At 71.7% G+C, this 14,595-nt stretch carries 17 protein-coding genes; 10 read left to right on the forward strand and 7 right to left on the reverse strand.

Annotated elements, in window-relative coordinates:
• The first annotated feature begins 51 nt into the window (after positions 1 to 51).
• Together ACWCSU_RS31590 and ACWCSU_RS31595 are read left to right on the forward strand one after the other, a co-directional pair.
• Complete coding sequence (locus ACWCSU_RS31590; protein ID WP_165959640.1) at positions 52 to 201, forward strand: GPGG-motif small membrane protein; 150 nt, start codon at positions 52 to 54, stop codon at positions 199 to 201.
• 136 nt (positions 202 to 337) lie between these two features.
• Positions 338 to 2,119, forward strand: coding sequence for a SpoIIE family protein phosphatase (locus ACWCSU_RS31595; RefSeq protein ID WP_449939881.1), 1,782 nt, complete (start codon positions 338 to 340; stop codon positions 2,117 to 2,119).
• 6 nt (positions 2,120 to 2,125) lie between these two features.
• On the opposite strand, the gene ACWCSU_RS31600 is transcribed toward ACWCSU_RS31595, so the two are convergent.
• Genes ACWCSU_RS31600 through ACWCSU_RS31610 form a run of 3 tightly spaced genes read right to left on the reverse strand, consistent with a single transcriptional unit; the run spans position 2,126 to position 4,163 of the window.
• Positions 2,126 to 2,866: a metallophosphoesterase family protein gene (locus tag ACWCSU_RS31600; RefSeq protein WP_449939883.1), complete on the reverse strand. Its 741-nt coding sequence runs from the start codon at positions 2,864 to 2,866 to the stop codon at positions 2,126 to 2,128.
• The gene (locus tag ACWCSU_RS31605; protein WP_357699040.1) at positions 2,859 to 3,107 is read right to left on the reverse strand and encodes a BON domain-containing protein; all 249 of its coding nucleotides are present in this window, start codon (positions 3,105 to 3,107) and stop codon (positions 2,859 to 2,861) included. Before ACWCSU_RS31605 ends, ACWCSU_RS31600 begins: the two co-directional genes overlap by 8 nt.
• Before the next feature lie 45 nt (positions 3,108 to 3,152).
• Entirely contained in the window at positions 3,153 to 4,163 is a 1,011-nt protein-coding gene (locus ACWCSU_RS31610) for a DNA topoisomerase IB (protein ID WP_449939886.1), read from the reverse strand.
• A 54-nt stretch (positions 4,164 to 4,217) separates the two neighbouring features.
• Between ACWCSU_RS31610 and ACWCSU_RS31615 the strand changes: the two genes are divergently transcribed.
• Together ACWCSU_RS31615 and ACWCSU_RS31620 are read left to right on the forward strand one after the other, a co-directional pair.
• On the forward strand, positions 4,218 to 4,484 hold the full coding sequence (locus ACWCSU_RS31615; protein ID WP_357699036.1) for a hypothetical protein: 267 nt from the start codon (positions 4,218 to 4,220) through the stop codon (positions 4,482 to 4,484).
• A gap of 8 nt (positions 4,485 to 4,492) precedes the next feature.
• A complete protein-coding gene (locus ACWCSU_RS31620) occupies positions 4,493 to 5,497 on the forward strand; it encodes an SDR family oxidoreductase (RefSeq protein ID WP_449939890.1) in 1,005 nt (334 codons plus the stop codon).
• Positions 5,498 to 5,533: 36 nt separating this feature from the next.
• Here ACWCSU_RS31620 and ACWCSU_RS31625 read toward each other — a convergent pair whose 3' ends face one another.
• The gene (locus ACWCSU_RS31625; protein WP_357699032.1) at positions 5,534 to 5,989 is read right to left on the reverse strand and encodes a MarR family winged helix-turn-helix transcriptional regulator; all 456 of its coding nucleotides are present in this window, start codon (positions 5,987 to 5,989) and stop codon (positions 5,534 to 5,536) included.
• A gap of 63 nt (positions 5,990 to 6,052) precedes the next feature.
• On the opposite strand from ACWCSU_RS31625, the gene ACWCSU_RS31630 reads away from it, so the two are divergent.
• Complete coding sequence (locus ACWCSU_RS31630; RefSeq protein WP_449940070.1) at positions 6,053 to 6,421, forward strand: VOC family protein; 369 nt, start codon at positions 6,053 to 6,055, stop codon at positions 6,419 to 6,421.
• A 141-nt stretch (positions 6,422 to 6,562) separates the two neighbouring features.
• On the opposite strand, the gene ACWCSU_RS31635 is transcribed toward ACWCSU_RS31630, so the two are convergent.
• On the reverse strand, positions 6,563 to 6,970 hold the full coding sequence (locus tag ACWCSU_RS31635; protein WP_449939892.1) for a RidA family protein: 408 nt from the start codon (positions 6,968 to 6,970) through the stop codon (positions 6,563 to 6,565).
• Positions 6,971 to 7,106: 136 nt separating this feature from the next.
• On the opposite strand from ACWCSU_RS31635, the gene ACWCSU_RS31640 reads away from it, so the two are divergent.
• Positions 7,107 to 7,487, forward strand: a complete 381-nt coding sequence (locus ACWCSU_RS31640) for a winged helix-turn-helix transcriptional regulator (RefSeq protein WP_364084836.1) — start codon at positions 7,107 to 7,109, stop codon at positions 7,485 to 7,487.
• A 125-nt stretch (positions 7,488 to 7,612) separates the two neighbouring features.
• The gene (locus ACWCSU_RS31645) at positions 7,613 to 9,439 is read left to right on the forward strand and encodes a transketolase (RefSeq protein ID WP_449939895.1); all 1,827 of its coding nucleotides are present in this window, start codon (positions 7,613 to 7,615) and stop codon (positions 9,437 to 9,439) included.
• A 5-nt stretch (positions 9,440 to 9,444) separates the two neighbouring features.
• Here the strand turns inward: ACWCSU_RS31645 and ACWCSU_RS31650 are convergent, their stop codons facing one another.
• The gene (locus tag ACWCSU_RS31650; RefSeq protein WP_357699025.1) at positions 9,445 to 9,828 is read right to left on the reverse strand and encodes a ChaB family protein; all 384 of its coding nucleotides are present in this window, start codon (positions 9,826 to 9,828) and stop codon (positions 9,445 to 9,447) included.
• Positions 9,829 to 9,841: 13 nt separating this feature from the next.
• The gene (locus ACWCSU_RS31655; RefSeq protein WP_352319513.1) at positions 9,842 to 10,123 is read right to left on the reverse strand and encodes a hypothetical protein; all 282 of its coding nucleotides are present in this window, start codon (positions 10,121 to 10,123) and stop codon (positions 9,842 to 9,844) included.
• 38 nt (positions 10,124 to 10,161) lie between these two features.
• Between ACWCSU_RS31655 and ACWCSU_RS31660 the strand changes: the two genes are divergently transcribed.
• From ACWCSU_RS31660 to ACWCSU_RS31670, 3 genes are all read left to right on the forward strand, one after another.
• Positions 10,162 to 10,671 (forward strand): shikimate kinase, encoded by a 510-nt coding sequence (locus tag ACWCSU_RS31660; protein ID WP_364084843.1) that lies wholly within the window; start codon positions 10,162 to 10,164, stop codon positions 10,669 to 10,671.
• Positions 10,672 to 10,683: 12 nt separating this feature from the next.
• Complete coding sequence (locus tag ACWCSU_RS31665; protein ID WP_357699021.1) at positions 10,684 to 11,238, forward strand: GNAT family N-acetyltransferase; 555 nt, start codon at positions 10,684 to 10,686, stop codon at positions 11,236 to 11,238.
• A gap of 105 nt (positions 11,239 to 11,343) precedes the next feature.
• Positions 11,344 to 14,586 (forward strand): protein kinase domain-containing protein, encoded by a 3,243-nt coding sequence (locus ACWCSU_RS31670; RefSeq protein WP_449939897.1) that lies wholly within the window; start codon positions 11,344 to 11,346, stop codon positions 14,584 to 14,586.
• The last annotated feature ends 9 nt before the right edge of the window (positions 14,587 to 14,595 follow it).

Genomic DNA, 14,595 nt, shown 5'->3' on the forward strand with positions numbered 1-14,595 from the left:
CTGCGGAGAAAAACATGTTATGGAGTCGCGCGTGGGGGCAGTTGCCGTGGCATGGCTACTTTGCTTTGGATCATCGCCGTAATCCTCGTCATCTCCGGGATCTACGTGATTCTGGCCCGGCGCGACCTCCTCTGGGGGATCGTGCTCATCGTCCTCGGCTTCCTCGTGGGGCCGGGTGGGGTCAGCATCTTCAATGTCTAGGGCGGACGCCGCCCTGGACCCCGTCCGCGACCGTCCGCTGGGCCGAACCTCGAGAACGGCCCAGCGGAACACCTAGGTTTACCGAAATATCAGCAGCATCAGCCCTCAATCCCGATTGATCGGGCATGGGGAGCGAGTGAGCAGATTTCCGCCGTTCAGCCGCTACGAAATGAACGCGGCTTCGGCAAGGGTCCGTGAGCAGCTCGCTCACCTGCGCCGCCACCTGCGTACCCAGGCCATCCTCGACGAGGCCACGGCCCGCCTGGCCACCCGGCTCAACATCCGCCCGGGCGAGGCCGCCGAGCAACTCGCCAGGATGGCCCAGCACAGCGGTCTGGAGCTGACCGAGGTCGCCAGGGGCATCGAACCGCTGCCCGAGCAGGAGCTCGAACAGCCCGAGGTGCCCCAGTCGGTGCACGGCATGCTGGCGGGCGTGCATGCCTCGGCCATCTTCCTCACCCCCGTCCAGGACGACGCGGGCCGCGTCGTCGACTTCCTGGTCCTGGCCGCCAACAAGCACGCCAGGACCCCGGCCGGACGTACGGCCGACGACCTGGCCGGGGGCCGCCTCCTGGCGGTCAGCCCCGGCGTGGCCGGTTCGGGCCTGCTCGACGACTACATCGCCGTGTACGAGACGGGCGAGCCCCTCCACCACATGCCGATGGAGTTCGTCGAGGCCATGGACTACCGGCTGTGGCCGGCGACCCTGAGCGTGCGTGCCTCGCGCGTGGACGAGGGTCTGCTGGTGACCTGGCGCATCCTCGACGACGAGGAACTGCTGGTCTCCGGCTGGGAACGCGCGCAGCGCCTGGCCGAGCTGGGCTGGGGCGAGTGGAACCTGGCGACCGAGCGCACACTGTGGACGCCGCAGATGTACGAGATGTTCGGCCGCGACCGCGCCGACGGCCCGATGGCCCTGGAAGAGCTGCCCAGCGTGGTGGTCGCCGACGACCTGCCGCTCATGGACGAGCAGATCCGCACGCTGCTGGAGTTCCGCGAGGCCGTGGAGAACGAGTTCCGCATCCAGCACCGGCACGGCGTGCGCCACCTGTGCGTCTACAGCGAGCCGATCCTCGACGGGGACGGCGTGCCGATCAAGGTCCGCTCCCTGGTCCAGGACGTCACCAAGAACCGCCGCAGGGAACGCGCGCTGGCCGTGGCGCACGAGCAGGCGACCAAGGAGAAGGAACGGGCCGAGCAGGAGCACCGGATCACCGTCCAGCTCCAGGACACGATCCTGCCGATCCGCCGGGGGCTCATCAGCCTGCCGGGGCTCAGCGTGGGCGTGCGCTACCTGCCGGGCGAGGAGCTGGCCAGTCTCGGGGGCGACTGGTTCAAGGCCCGTCTGATCACCGACGGCCGCGTCCTGCTGGCCATCGGCGACGCCATGGGCCACGGCCTGACCGCCGCGAGCATCATGCTGCAGATGCGCTCGGGGCTGGCCGGCCTGGCGTACACGGGGGCTCCCGCGGGCCGGCTCGCCACCTGGCTGAACGACCTCATCGTGCACTCCAACGAGGGCATCACCGTCACCGGCACCGCGATCATCGGCCACTTCGACCCCGAGCGGCGCACGTTCGCCTGGACCAACGCCGGGCACCCGCCGCCCGTCCTGATCAGGGACGGGCAGGGGAAGCCGATCGAGGGGGTCACCGGCACCCTGCTGGGGGCCTTCGACGCGGCCGAGTTCGGCATGACCGTCACCCAGCTCGAACCGGGCGACACCCTGCTCATGTACACCGACGGCGTCGTCGAGCGGCGCGGTCAGGACCTGGACGCGGGGGTCGCCGCGCTCGTCCGGGCCTCGCACGCGTGCGAGGGGGACGATCCCGAGCAGATGATCGACTGCGTGCTGCGGCGGCTCGGCGCCGACAGCGCCACCGACGACGTGTGCGTCATCGCCGCACGGGTGCTGTGAGGTCCGTCAGTCGTCGTAGTCGTTGCCCGGCTCTTCCAGGCAGTAGACGCCGTACGCCTTGCCGAGGACGGGCTGGGCGACGTTGCGGACGCGGATGCCGCCCGAGGTCGTGCCCTTCTCCGTGCCCTTGTGGGCGTGCCCGTGCAGGATGAGGTCGGCCCCCGCCGTGTCCACCGCCTCGGCCAGCAGGTAGCTGCCGAGGAAGGGGTAGATCTCCAGCGGCTCGCCCTCCAGCGTCTCCTTGATCGGGGAGTAGTGGGACAGCACCACGCGCTGGTCGGCCACCAGTTCCTTCAGCGCGATCTTCCACGCCTCGGCGATGTAGCGCGTGTGGGAGATGAAGTTCTTGATCTCGCGCTCGCCGAACTCGCTCGCGCTCTTGCCGGCGAACCCGCCGCCGAACCCCTTGCCGCCGACCACGCCCAGCTTCCGGTCACCGCACTGGATCACCGTGCCATTGTCGTCGAGCACGATGACGCCGGCGTCCCGCAGCTCGGCGGCGATCTCGTACTGCAGGTCGGAGTGGTAGTCGTGGTTGCCCAGGACGGCCACGGTGGGGATGGGCAGGCCGCGCAGCTCGTCGGCCACGAGCCGCCCCTCCTCCAGCGTGCCGTGCCGGGTGAGGTCGCCCGCGAGCATGAACACGTCGGCGCGTTCCTCGATGCCCTCAAGCCTGCGCCGGTACTGGCCTCTGACGTCCTCGCCCAGGTGGATGTCGCCCACCGCCGCTATTCGCAGGTCAGTCAAGATGCTCATCCTCCCCCGGCACCGAGACGTCGACCACGCGTATCTCGTTGTGCAGGTGCAGATCGGGCGCGATCTCCCGCGCCACCTGGCCGAGCCTGTCGCGCTGCTCGGCTCCGCTCACCTGACCACGCAGGAACAACTGGTCGCCGCGGACGTCGACCCGTATGCCGAGCTCGTTCGTGCGTCCGTCCTCGGCCAGCGCCCGTTGGACGCGGGCCGCGACGTACTGCGGAGCTTCCATCGTTCTTCTCCTTCCATTGTCGCCGCATGCCCGGGGATTAACGGCTCAAACAGCGCGAATCAGGTCTATGACCGCCCGTTCCACCGTCCCGTGCGTGGCGAGCTGGCCGTAGTCCGTGTCGGCTCCGAGCTCCGTCAGGGCCGCGGCGATCGTCCTGTTCTGGTCGTACGCCTCTACCACCCGCGGGTCCACGTACGACGCCCGCGCCACGGTCGGCGTGTTGCCCAGATACTCGGCCACCTCCCGCATCACCCGGGTGACCGCCCGCTTCCTGGCCGTGCCGCTCCCCCGGGCGTGTCCGGAGACCGCCAGGCCCACGGCGGCCAGGACGGTCGCGTGCCAGGTGCGGAAGTCCTTGGCGGTGACCTCGTACCCGATCAGTTCGCGCAGGTAGTCGTTGATGTCCTCGCTCCTGACGTCCTCCCACCCGCCTTTCGGACGGCGGTAGCGCAGCAGCTCGCCCTCCGCGCCGAGCGCCTTGAGCGAACGCAGCACCGTGCACGCCCCCGGATCGGCCACCTCGACCTCGCGGGAGATGTCCCCCTTGGCCTGGTAGGCACAGGTCACGATGCCGTTCCGGCACGTCACGTGCTCCATGCGCAGGGTGGCCAGGCCGTAGGTGTCGTAGCTCTCGCCGCCGATCCTGAAGAACCCGATGTCCAGCAGGCGGGCGGCGGCGGCGAGCACCCGGTCCCTGGTCAGGCCGCGGCCCTTGAGGCGGTCGTCCACGGCCTTCCTGAAGGCGGGCAGGCGCTCGGCCACCTCCAGCACGTGGTCGAACGACTTCGCCTTGTCCTGCTGCTCGCGCCAGAGGTGGTGGTAGCGGTACTGCCGGCGTCCGGCCGCGTCCGTGCCGACGGCCTGGAGGTGGCCGCGCGGGGACGGGCAGATCCACACGTCCTTCCACGCCGGGGGGATGACGAGCGACCGGATGCGCTGCAGTGTCGCGCTGTCGCGCACCGGCCGCCCGTCCGGTCCTTCGTAGCTGAAGCCCCGCCCGCGGCGACGCCTGACGATCCCCGGCTCACTCTGATCACTCGGACGCAGCTCGGGCACGCAGGGCGGCTACCCAGGACGTTAGGCAACAAACAGGACGGGCAGGTGAGCGGCATGCCTGAGAACACGGATGACGGTAGATGGTACGAGCAGGGTGACCGGAAAGGGCACCCCATGGTGCCCGCCACACCGCGCGACGTGGTGCACATCAGGGTGGGGTCGTTCATCCTGGTGTTCCTCTTCGCGTTCACGGTGCTGGGGCTCATAGCGGGTGCGCCGGTGATGGCAGGAATCGCGATCGTGTTGTTCATCGTCACGATCATCGACATCGCCCTGGCGATCCGGCGGCAGAAGGAACGAGGAACGGGAGAGGCAGGCTGACGGTCGACATGGCATCCCTTCGAGGACGCGTGGTAGTGGTGACGGGCGCGAGCGGCGGGGTCGGACGGGCGGTGGTGCGCGAACTCGGCGCCCGCGGCGCCCGCGTGGCCCTGGTCGCACGCGGCGAGGCGGGCCTCGGCGCGGCCGCCGTGGACGTGGGGACCGCGGGCGGGGACGCGCGGGTCTACGAGGCGGACGTGGCCGAGTACGAGCAGGTGAAGGCGGCGGCGGAACGCGTCGAGGCGGAGATGGGACCGATCTCCGTCTGGATCAACTGCGCCTTCTCCTCAGTGTTCGCCAGGTTCGCCGACATCTCGCCGGATGAGTACGCCCGTACCACTTCGGTGACGTACCTCGGCTACGTGTGGGGCACCAAGGTCGCCCTCGACCTCATGGGCCCCCGCAACGCCGGGACGATCGTCCAGGTCGGCTCGGCCCTGAGCCACCGCGGCATCCCCCTGCAATCGGCGTACTGCGGGGCCAAGCACGCCATCAAGGGCTTCACCGAGTCGCTGCGCACCGAGCTCCTGGCCGACCGCAGCGGCGTCGAGGTCACGCTGGTCCAGCTCCCGGCGGTCAACACCCCTCAGTTCGAGTGGGTCCTGTCCAAGCTGCGGCGGCACCCCCAGCCCGTCCCCCCGATCTACCAGCCGGAGGTCGCGGCCCGCGCCATCGTCTACGCCGCCGAGCACCCCGGACGCAAGGAGTACTGGGTGGGCGCCAGCACCGCGGCCACCCTCCTGGCCCAGCGCGTCGCCCCCGCCCTCGTGGACCGGTACCTGGCCAGGACCGGCATCAAGTCCCAGCAGACGGACGAGAAGCAGCCGAGCGGGGTGTCCAACCTCTGGGAGCCGGCCGACGAGGACAAGGACTACGGGGCGCACGGGACGTTCGACCAGCGCTCACACGGTCACAGCCCCCAGCTGTGGCTGTCCCAGCACCGGCGCGCGGTGATGCTGGCGGCGGGGGGCGTGGTCGCGGCGGTCACGGCGGCCCGCCGACTCAACCGCTGACCCGGCGGCGAAGGCGGGCCACCTGGGAGCGCCGAGCTATGCGTCGTCACCGTCGCGCAGGGAGTGAATCATGCTCCGCAGGATCCGGAAGGCGTCCGACTGCTCGGTCTCGTTCATCCCGGCCAGCATTCTGACCTCGACGGACCGGACCGCCGCGCTCGCCTTCTCCAGGCTCCGCCGGCCGCTGGGCGTGAGCCGCGCCGGAAGGGCCTTCCCGACCGGCGCCGCCGCGGGCCTGGTCACGTAGCCGTCTCGCTCCAGGGCCTGGAGCAGCACGTTCATCGACTGCCGGGTCACGAACGCGCCACGCGCGAGCTCGGAGTTCGACAGGCCCGGCCGTTGGGCCAGCAGTTCCAGGCAGGAGTAGTGCGTCACGGTCATCCCGAGCGGCCGCAGCACCTCCTCCATGGCTGCGCGCAGGGCGCTCGAAGCCTCTTTCAGCAGGTAGCCCAGCGATTTGTCCAGGTCGATGCCGCCACCGCTTTGACTCATGTCAGTATTCTGACATACATTGCTGCGTGTCAGTATCCTGACATGAAGAGAAGGAGCATCACCATGCCCGTCACCGGCCCCGACTTCATCTCGCTCCAGGCGCGCGACCTCGGCGCTTCACAGGCGTTCTACGAGCGCTACCTCGGCCTCGTCCGCTCGCCGGCCGGGCCTCCGCACGCCGTCGTCTTCGAGACGAAGCCGATCGCGTTCGCCCTGCGCGACGTCGTCCCCGGCACCGATCTCGCGTCCGTGGCCCAGCCCGGCATCGGCGCCTCGATCTGGCTGCACGCCACCGACGTCCAGGCCATCCACGACGCCCTCGTCGCCGACGGCCACACCATCGTCTCCGCACCGATCGACGGCCCCTTCGGCCGCACCTTCACCTTCGCCGACCCCGACGGCTACCATGTCACCCTCCACGACCGCGCCTGAAGGCGGCCGTCCTGGCGTAGAAGCGGCGTGCCTGCGACGCCGGGGATCGGGTCCCCGCCCTCGGCCAGAATGCCGTGCCACTTGCCGCACCGCTCCTCGATCCCGGCCTCGGCGACCTTCGGCGCCTCCGGCATTGCCCGGTCAGGGGAGGAGGGCGGTGGCTTCGATCTCGACCAGGTGGTCGGGGACGGCCAGGGCGGCGACTCCCAGCAGGGTCGCCGGTGGGGTCGACGTCACCCCCAGCTTCGCCTTCGCCCGGGAGATCCCCTCCAGGAGGGCGGCCATCCGGTCGGGGGTCCAGTCCACGACGTGGACGGTCAGTTTCGCCACGTCGTCGAACGAGCCGCCCGCTCCGGCCAGGGCGGCGGCGAGGTTGAGGTAGCACTGCTCGACCTGCGCGGTGAGGTCGCCGGCGCCGATCGTGGTGCCGTCGGCGTCCCAGGAGACCTGGCCGGCGACGAAGACCAGCCTCGTCCCCGACGCGACCGCCACCTGGTGGTAGACGTCGACCTCGGGCAGCCCCTCGGGGTTCAGCAGGGTGACGGGCATGGTGGTGCGCCTCCTCGGAACACGGGCGGCCGGAACGCGTGCGCGGCCGCCTCACAGTCTCTTGTGGTTACTGAGGAACTGTAGGAGAGTGTCCGCTGACGTGGAAGAACGCACTTTTCAGTGACTGGGGAACCTCATGGTGACCAAGCAGTTCAAGGGCCCGGACGGCGAGGCGGACCTGAGACGGGCCGACTCCCTGGCACGGGAGATCTTCTCGGACGTCGCCAACAAGTGGGCGTTCCTGATCATCGAGGCCATCGGCGAGGGCACCCTGCGGTTCGGCGAGCTGCGCGACCAGGTCGAGGGCATCAGCCACAAGATGCTCACCCAGAACCTGCGCATGCTGGAGCGCAACGGGCTGGTCGAGCGGGAGGTGTATCCGACCGTGCCGCCGCGGGTGGAGTACACCCTCACCGAGCCGGGACGGGCCCTGCGCGCGACGGTCGACGCGATGTGCCACTGGACGCAGCGCCACCTCGGCGAGATCGAGGCGGCCCGCCGCCGCTTCGACACCTGACACCCCGACCCGGGCCGCCCCACGAGGGATGTTTCAACTGTGGATAAATGGGGTCAGGTGGCGTCAAGCCCGAGTTAAGCCGCGCCCAGGGGGTAGGCGGCGTGAAACTCACGAGGAGGGTCTTGATGCCTGAACGCGATCTCCAGTATTTGACCGAACTGGCCGCGCAACTGCGCGTCGACTCCGTACGCGCCGCCGCGGCGGCCGGTTCCGGGCACCCCACCTCGTCCATGTCGGCGGCGGACCTGATGGCCGTGCTGTTCGCCTGCCACCTCAGGTACGACTTCGACCGCCCCGACAACCCCGGCAACGACCACCTGATCTTCTCCAAGGGCCACGCCTCCCCCCTTCTCTACTCGCTCTACAAGGCGGCGAAGGTCATCGACGACGAGGAGCTGCTGTCGTTCCGGCGCAGGGGAAGCAGGCTGGAGGGGCACCCCACCCCCCGGCTGCCCTGGGTCGACGTCGCCACGGGCTCGCTCGGGCAGGGGTTGCCGGTGGGCGTGGGCGTGGCCATGGCGGGACGGCTGGAACGGTTGCCGTACCGGGTGTGGGTGCTGTGCGGTGACAGTGAGCTGGCCGAGGGGTCCATCTGGGAGGCGGCCGAGCACGCGGGGGCCGAGGGGCTGGCCAACCTGGTCGTGATCGTGGACGTGAACCGGCTGGGACAACGCGGCCCGACCAGGCACGGATGGGACACGGGGGCGTACGCGCGCCGCTTCGGCGCCTTCGGCTGGCACACGATCGAGATCGACGGGCACGATCCCGGGCAGATCGACTTCGCGCTCGGGGACGCCTGCAACACCCGCCGACGTCCCACCGCGATCCTGGCCAAGACCCGCAAGGGCGAGGGGGTCACCGAGGTCGAGAACCGGGAGGGCGCGCACGGCAAGCCGCTCAAGGATCCCGACAAGGCCATCGACGAGCTGGGCGGCCCGCGCAGCGTCCGGGTGGACGTGCACCCCCCGGAGGGCGAGGCGGAGCCGTACCACTTCGACACGCGACCGGCGACGGTGCCCGAGTACGAGGTCGGCGGGAAGGCCGCGACCAGAAGCGCGTTCGGCGCGGCGCTGGCGGCGCTCGGCGCGGCCCGCGGCGACGTGGTGGCGCTGGACGGCGAGGTGGCCGACTCGACCAAGACCCAGGAGTTCGGCGAGGCGTTCCCCGAGCGCTTCTTCGAGATGTACATCGCCGAGCAGCAGCTCGTGGCGGCGGCCGTCGGCCTGTCGGTACGCGGCTGGACCCCGTACGCGGCCACCTTCGCGGCGTTCCTGACCAGGGCGCACGACTTCATCAGGATGGCCGGCGTGAGCCAGGCGTCGATCCGGCTGGTCGGCTCGCACGCCGGCGTCTCGATCGGCGAGGACGGCCCCTCGCAGATGGGCCTGGAGGACCTGGCCATGATGCGGGCGGTGTACGGCAGCACGGTGCTGTACCCGTGCGACGCCAACCAGGCGGCGGCGCTGACCGTCGAGATGGCGGACGTGTCAGGGGTGTCCTACCTGCGCACCACGCGCGGGGAGACCCCGGTCATCTACCCGCCGGGCGAACGGTTCCCGGTGGGCGGCTCGCGGGTGCTGCGGCGCTCGCCCGACGACCGGGCCACGATCGTGGCGGCGGGCATCACGGTGCACGAGGCGCTGGCGGCGGCCGAGGAACTGCAGGCGGCCGGCGTCCCGGTCGGCGTGATCGACCTGTACTCGGTCAAGCCGGTGGACGCGGCGGTGCTGGTGGAGGCGGCCACGACGACGGGCAACCTGATCACGGTCGAGGATCACCGGCTGGAGGGCGGTCTCGGCGACGCCGTGCTGGACGCCGTCAGCGAGCTCGGCCCGCGGGTGGTGAAGCTCGCCGTGACCGGGTTGCCCGGGTCGGCGACGCCTGAGGAACAGCTCGCGGACGCCCGCATAGACCGCCACGCGATTGCCGCGGCGGTCAAGCGGTTGCTTTGAAGGAACTAGCGGGCCTTCGCCGTGGCCTTCCTGTTGGCCTTCTTGATGGCGTCCACCAGTTCCTTCTTGGTCATCCTGGATCGGCCGCGCACCCCGAGCCTGGACGCCACGCCCTGCAAGTGCTCCTTGCTGGCGTTGGCGTCCACGCCCTCCTCGGTCCGGCCGGAGCGGTCGGTCGCCCCCTTGTCGGACGGCCCCTTCTGCCCCTTCGCCTCCCAGTGGTCTCCGACCTTCTCGAAGGAGTGCTTGAGGGCGGCGAACGCGGTCATGTGCGCGCGCCGCCCCTCTCCGTACTCCTTCACGGCGGAGTCGTGCGCCTTGATCCACGTGTTCTGCGCCTTCTTGGGCGAACGCTTGATGGTCGACGGCAGCTCGTCAACGGCTGGCATGTCGATTCACCTCCTACAGCGGCGGTTCGTCGTAGTGGCGGCGCTCCTCGTACACCGTGGTCCTGCGGGTCTCCGGCTCCTCGTAGATCTCGTGCCGGTGCACCGGCTCGTCGATGGGGCCGACCGCCCTGCGGGTGACGCTGATCCGGTAGATGCCGAACAGCAGCCCCGCCAGGCCACCGAGCATGAGGATGACGCCGACGACGTTGATGTCGAGACCGGCGAGATCGAACTCGACGGCCCAGGTGAGGATCGCACCGAGCATGATGAGGATGATGCTTCCGGCGATGGTCATCAGATTTACCTCCTTGACGCGAAGGAACCTCTATCCACATGTCGAAAAACAAACCAGTCGTGGTAATCGGGCTGATGGGATCGGGTAAGACGACCGCGGGCCGCCTCCTGGCCACGGCGCTGGCGATGCCGTTCACCGACAGCGACCCGTTCCTGGAGAAGGAGTACGGCGGCACGGCGGCGCAGATCGCCGCCCGCGAGGGCGCGGACGCGCTGCACCGGTACGAGGCCGAGCACGTGCTGGCGGCGCTGGCGGACGAGCCGAAGGTGATCGCGGCGGCGGCCAGCACCGTCGAGGACCCCCGGGTGCGTGCGGCGTTGCGCGACGCGTTCGTGGTCTGGGTGGACGCCGCCGACGCCGTCCTGGCGCAGCGCATGAGCTCGGGCGCGCACCGCCCCGAGTTCCAGCCGGCGGAGATGCGGGCCCGGCGCGAGCGGTATTTCGAGCAGGTCGCGGACCTGACCTGTGACGTCGGCGTGCTGACCCCGGAGGAGGTGCGCGACGCGGCGCTGAGGAAAATGGGTTTGCCGGTCGATGACCAGGGCTGATAGCCAGAGGGGATGTTCGCCGAGAAACCCACTCTGACGGGGAAGCTGGTCAGGTTGCTGCCGGTCGGCCCCGAGCACGTCGAGGGCCTGCTCACGTTGGTCGGCGACCCGGAGGTGACCCGGCTGACGGGCAGCCACGGCGAGGCCGACCCCGAGGTGGCCCGCCAGTGGTACAGCACGAGAGGCGAGCACGCCGACCGGCTCGACCTGGCCGTCATGGCCGGCGACGAGTACGTGGGCGAGGTCGTGCTCAACGAGCTCGACCGGCACAACCTGTCGTGCAACCTGCGGATCGCGCTGATCGGCGCCCGGGTCTTCGGCAAGGGCTACGGCAGCGAGGCGATCGAGCTGGTCCTCGACCACGCCTTCGCCACCACGCCGCTGCACCGGATCAGCCTCGACGTCTACTCCTTCAACGACCGGGCCCGGCACGTCTACAAGAAGGCCGGGTTCGTGGAGGAGGGCGTGCAACGCGACACCCTGCTGTGGGAGGGCGAGTGGCACGACTCCGTGACGATGTCGGTGCTGCGTCCGGAGTGGCAGTCAAGATCCGGGAACCTGGCATAATGATCATGACGCATGGGTCCCCCGAGGCGCGCGGGGGACCTGTGGTCGTTCTCCCACAACCAACGGCCGCTGCGGCGCATCTAAGCATCAGTGACGATGCGCTTGGTGCCTGGTGATCCCGAGAGGCTGGGCGGCTTCTGGCTGGCCGCCCGGCTCGGCGCGGGCGCGCGCGGAGTGGTCTACGACGCCTACGACGACGACGGCCGCCGCTACGCGGTCAAGGTGCCGCGGGTCGAGGTGGAGCCGGTCGCGCGGGTGACCTGCCCGCATCTGGCGGAGGTGGTCGCGTCCGGGGTCGATCACGGCGTCCCCTACGTGGTGAGCGAATTCGTCGACGGGCCCGACCTGCGGCAGGCGGTCGAGCGGCACGGGCCGTACCGGGGAGAGGAGCTGGCGGCGCTGGCCGGGGCGCTGGCGGGGGCGCTGAGCACGCTGCACGCGGCCGGGCTGACACACCGTGACCTGCGGCCGGAGAGCGTGCTGCTGGCGGCGGGCGGCCCCAAGGTCATCGACATGGGGGCGGCGGTCGGCGGGTCGCTGGGGGCGACGTGCACGTACCTGGCCCCGGAGATCCTGACCGGCAGCGGCCACGAGGCGGCGACCGACGTCTTCTCCTGGGGGGCCGTGGTGCTCTACGCGGCCACGGGCGGCGATCCGTTCTCCGGACGCAGCCTGGGCGTGGTGCTGCACCGGCTGCTGACCGTCGACCCCGACCTGAGCGCCCTGCCCGAGGGGCTGCGCGAGCTGGTCGGACGGGCGCTGGCCAAGGACCCCGCCGCCCGGCCCGCGGCGCACGAGCTGCTGGTCGAGGCCGACCCCGCCGCGCTGCGCCCGCCGGACGGAGTGGCCGGCCACCGGTCGCTCGGCGAGCTGGCCGAGGACGTCTACGCCGGGCTCACGCCGCGCCAGCAGGAGGCGGTGCCGGGGCTGCTGCTGCGCCTGATGGACGGCGACGAGCCCCACGACGAGGGCGGCGTGCTGGCCCCGCTCATGGCGGCCGGGCTGCTCGTACGCCGCAGCGTCCGGGTGCCGCCCACCGAGACCCCGGTCGGCAAGCTCGTGGCCGTGCGCGACGACCGGGTGGGGCCGGCCAGCGCCGCGCTCTACCGGGCCTGGCCACGCCTGCGCGGGTGGGTGGCCGACGAGCGTGACGGCCTGGCCGTCCACCGGGAGCTGCGCCTGGCGGCCGACCGGTGGTCGCGCCACCGGCGCGGGCAGACGTACCTCTACCGGGGCGACCGGCTCGACACGGCGCTCGGCTGGGCCGCGGCCAGGCGCCGCCACCTGCGCCTCAACCAGCTCGAACGCGACTTCATCGGCGCGAGCGTGGCCATGTCGAAGCAGCGCAGGCGGCTGCTGCGTCCGTCGCTGGCGACGCTGGCCGCCGCCCTGGCCGTCGCGGTGTCGATGTCTGCCCTCTCCCTGAACGGCGAGCAGCAGCTGCGGGGGCAGCTCCTGGAGGCCAACGCGCGGGCCGTCGCCGCCCGTGCCGAGGCGCTGCGCTCCTCCGACCCGCGTACGGCGATGCGGCTGAGCGTGGCGGCCTGGCGGATGTCGCCGGTGTTCGAGGCGCGGGCGGCGTTGCAGGCCTCGCTCGCGCAGCCCGAGCTGGGCGTGTTCACCGACCCCGCAGCCGACGAGCGGGCCGGCTACCTGCTGCGCGGCGACGAGCTGGTCAGGTGGGGCGACGGCACGCTGACCGTCTGGGACGTCCGCGGCGGCCGGCAGCTCGCCACGCGCGCGCTCCCCGAGGGCAGCGCCGCCCTGAGCGAGGACGGCCGGTACGCCGAGGGCCCGGACGGCCGGCCCGTCGAGGTCGCCACCGGCCGTACCCCCGAGACCGGGACGTACGCGATCACCAGCGGGAACCGGACGAAGGTGTACCGGGGCGGCGAAGTGCTGTTCGACGTGAGCGACCGCCGGGTGGCGGTGTCCCGCGACGGGAGCCGGGCCGCGTTCTCCGGCCTGGACGGGCGGGTCGAGTTGTGGGCGCTGCCGGGCCGGACCAGGGAACGGGTGATCACCGTACGGCCGCAGTCCGGGCCGGACCGGTCGGCGCCGCCCCTGGCGTTCAGCCCCGACGGCCGCACCCTGGCCGTGGCGGGCCGCGACGGCGTGACGCTGGTCACGCCCGGCGCCGAGCCGCCGAAGGGCGCCCCCGCCGCCGACCCGGCCCCCGCCCCCGTCGCCGCCTTCGCGGCGGAGGCGGGCGACGGTGAGAGGCTGTCGGACACCTCCGCCGGCACCCCCGTGTTCAGCCCCGACGGCACCCTGCTCGCCCTCCCCGGCCGGGACGAGGTGCGCGTCTGGAGCGTGGCCGACCGACGGCTGGCCGGGGCCTACCATTTCCGCGGCGACCAGCATGGCGGCCTGGCCTTCTCCGCCGACGGCCGCACGCTGCGCTACCTGAGCGGGCTGGGCTCGGTCGTCTCGCTCGACGTCCCCGGGCTGCCCGCGCCCTCCCCCGGCGTCCGCACCGCCGCGCTGTCGAGCGACGGCCGGGTCGCGGCCAAGGACGTGGGCGACGCCATCCGGCTCACCGACGTGGTGGCGCGCAGGCCGCTGGCCGAGATCGCCGCCACCGGCGACGTGACCTTCGACGCGGCGGGCAGGCTGCTGGCGGTGGCGGGCGACCCGGTCACCGTCTGGCAGGCGTCCGGCGGCAGGAGGGTGAGCGCCGTCGACGCGGGCGGCGACGTGTCGGCCGTGGCCCTGTCCCCCGGCGGCGACACGCTGGCCACCGCCCGCGGCCGCCTGCTGGAGACCTGGGACGTGCGCGCGGGCCGCCGGATCAAGGTCTACGAGGGGGCCGGCGACCTGGCGATGGCCTTCAGCCCCGACGGCTCGACGCTCGCCTCCGGCACGAACCTGCTCGACCTGCGTACGGGCGAGGTCACCCCGCTCGCCCCGGCCGCCGACCGGCCCACCGCGCTCGCCTTCTCCCCCGACGGCCGCACCCTGGCCCTCGGGCTGGGCAGCGGACGCGTGGAGCTGTGGGACGTACGGGAGCGCGAGCGGGCGGGTATCGTCGAGACCGGCCCGGCCCCCGTACGCGACCTGCGCTTCTCCCCCGGCGGCGACCTGCTGGCGATCGACGCAGAACGCACCTCCCTGTGGGACGCCGGCACGCTGCGCGAGGTCGGCCAGGTGGGTTCGTGGGCCGAGGGGCTGGCCTTCAGCCAGGACGGCCGCACGCTGCGCGGCGTGGCGGCCGACGGCAGCGTACGCGAGAGCCCGGTCGACCCGGCGCTGACGGCGCAGGAGGTGTGCGCCCGCGCGGGCGGGCCGCTCAGCCAGGACGAGTGGAGCCGCCTGATCCCGGAGAGCGGCTACCAGGGCGGCTGCTGAGCCGCCCGG

It is taken from the genome of Nonomuraea sp. NPDC001699 (genome assembly GCF_053596455.1).

Bases quoted from the DNA above. Each gene is read 5' to 3' on its own strand.
- ACWCSU_RS31590 (WP_165959640.1), top strand. From the start codon at position 52: ATGGCTACTTTGCTTTGGATCATCGCCGTAATCCTCGTCATCTCCGGG.
- ACWCSU_RS31605 (WP_357699040.1), bottom strand. From the start codon at position 3,107: ATGGAAGCTCCGCAGTACGTCGCGGCCCGCGTCCAACGGGCGCTGGCC.
- ACWCSU_RS31615 (WP_357699036.1), top strand. From the start codon at position 4,218: ATGCCTGAGAACACGGATGACGGTAGATGGTACGAGCAGGGTGACCGG.
- ACWCSU_RS31620 (WP_449939890.1), top strand. From the start codon at position 4,493: ATGGCATCCCTTCGAGGACGCGTGGTAGTGGTGACGGGCGCGAGCGGC.
- ACWCSU_RS31625 (WP_357699032.1), bottom strand. From the start codon at position 5,989: ATGAGTCAAAGCGGTGGCGGCATCGACCTGGACAAATCGCTGGGCTAC.
- ACWCSU_RS31630 (WP_449940070.1), top strand. From the start codon at position 6,053: ATGCCCGTCACCGGCCCCGACTTCATCTCGCTCCAGGCGCGCGACCTC.
- ACWCSU_RS31635 (WP_449939892.1), bottom strand. From the start codon at position 6,970: ATGCCCGTCACCCTGCTGAACCCCGAGGGGCTGCCCGAGGTCGACGTC.
- ACWCSU_RS31640 (WP_364084836.1), top strand. From the start codon at position 7,107: ATGGTGACCAAGCAGTTCAAGGGCCCGGACGGCGAGGCGGACCTGAGA.
- ACWCSU_RS31645 (WP_449939895.1), top strand. From the start codon at position 7,613: ATGCCTGAACGCGATCTCCAGTATTTGACCGAACTGGCCGCGCAACTG.
- ACWCSU_RS31650 (WP_357699025.1), bottom strand. From the start codon at position 9,828: ATGCCAGCCGTTGACGAGCTGCCGTCGACCATCAAGCGTTCGCCCAAG.
- ACWCSU_RS31655 (WP_352319513.1), bottom strand. From the start codon at position 10,123: ATGACCATCGCCGGAAGCATCATCCTCATCATGCTCGGTGCGATCCTC.
- ACWCSU_RS31660 (WP_364084843.1), top strand. From the start codon at position 10,162: ATGTCGAAAAACAAACCAGTCGTGGTAATCGGGCTGATGGGATCGGGT.
- ACWCSU_RS31665 (WP_357699021.1), top strand. From the start codon at position 10,684: ATGTTCGCCGAGAAACCCACTCTGACGGGGAAGCTGGTCAGGTTGCTG.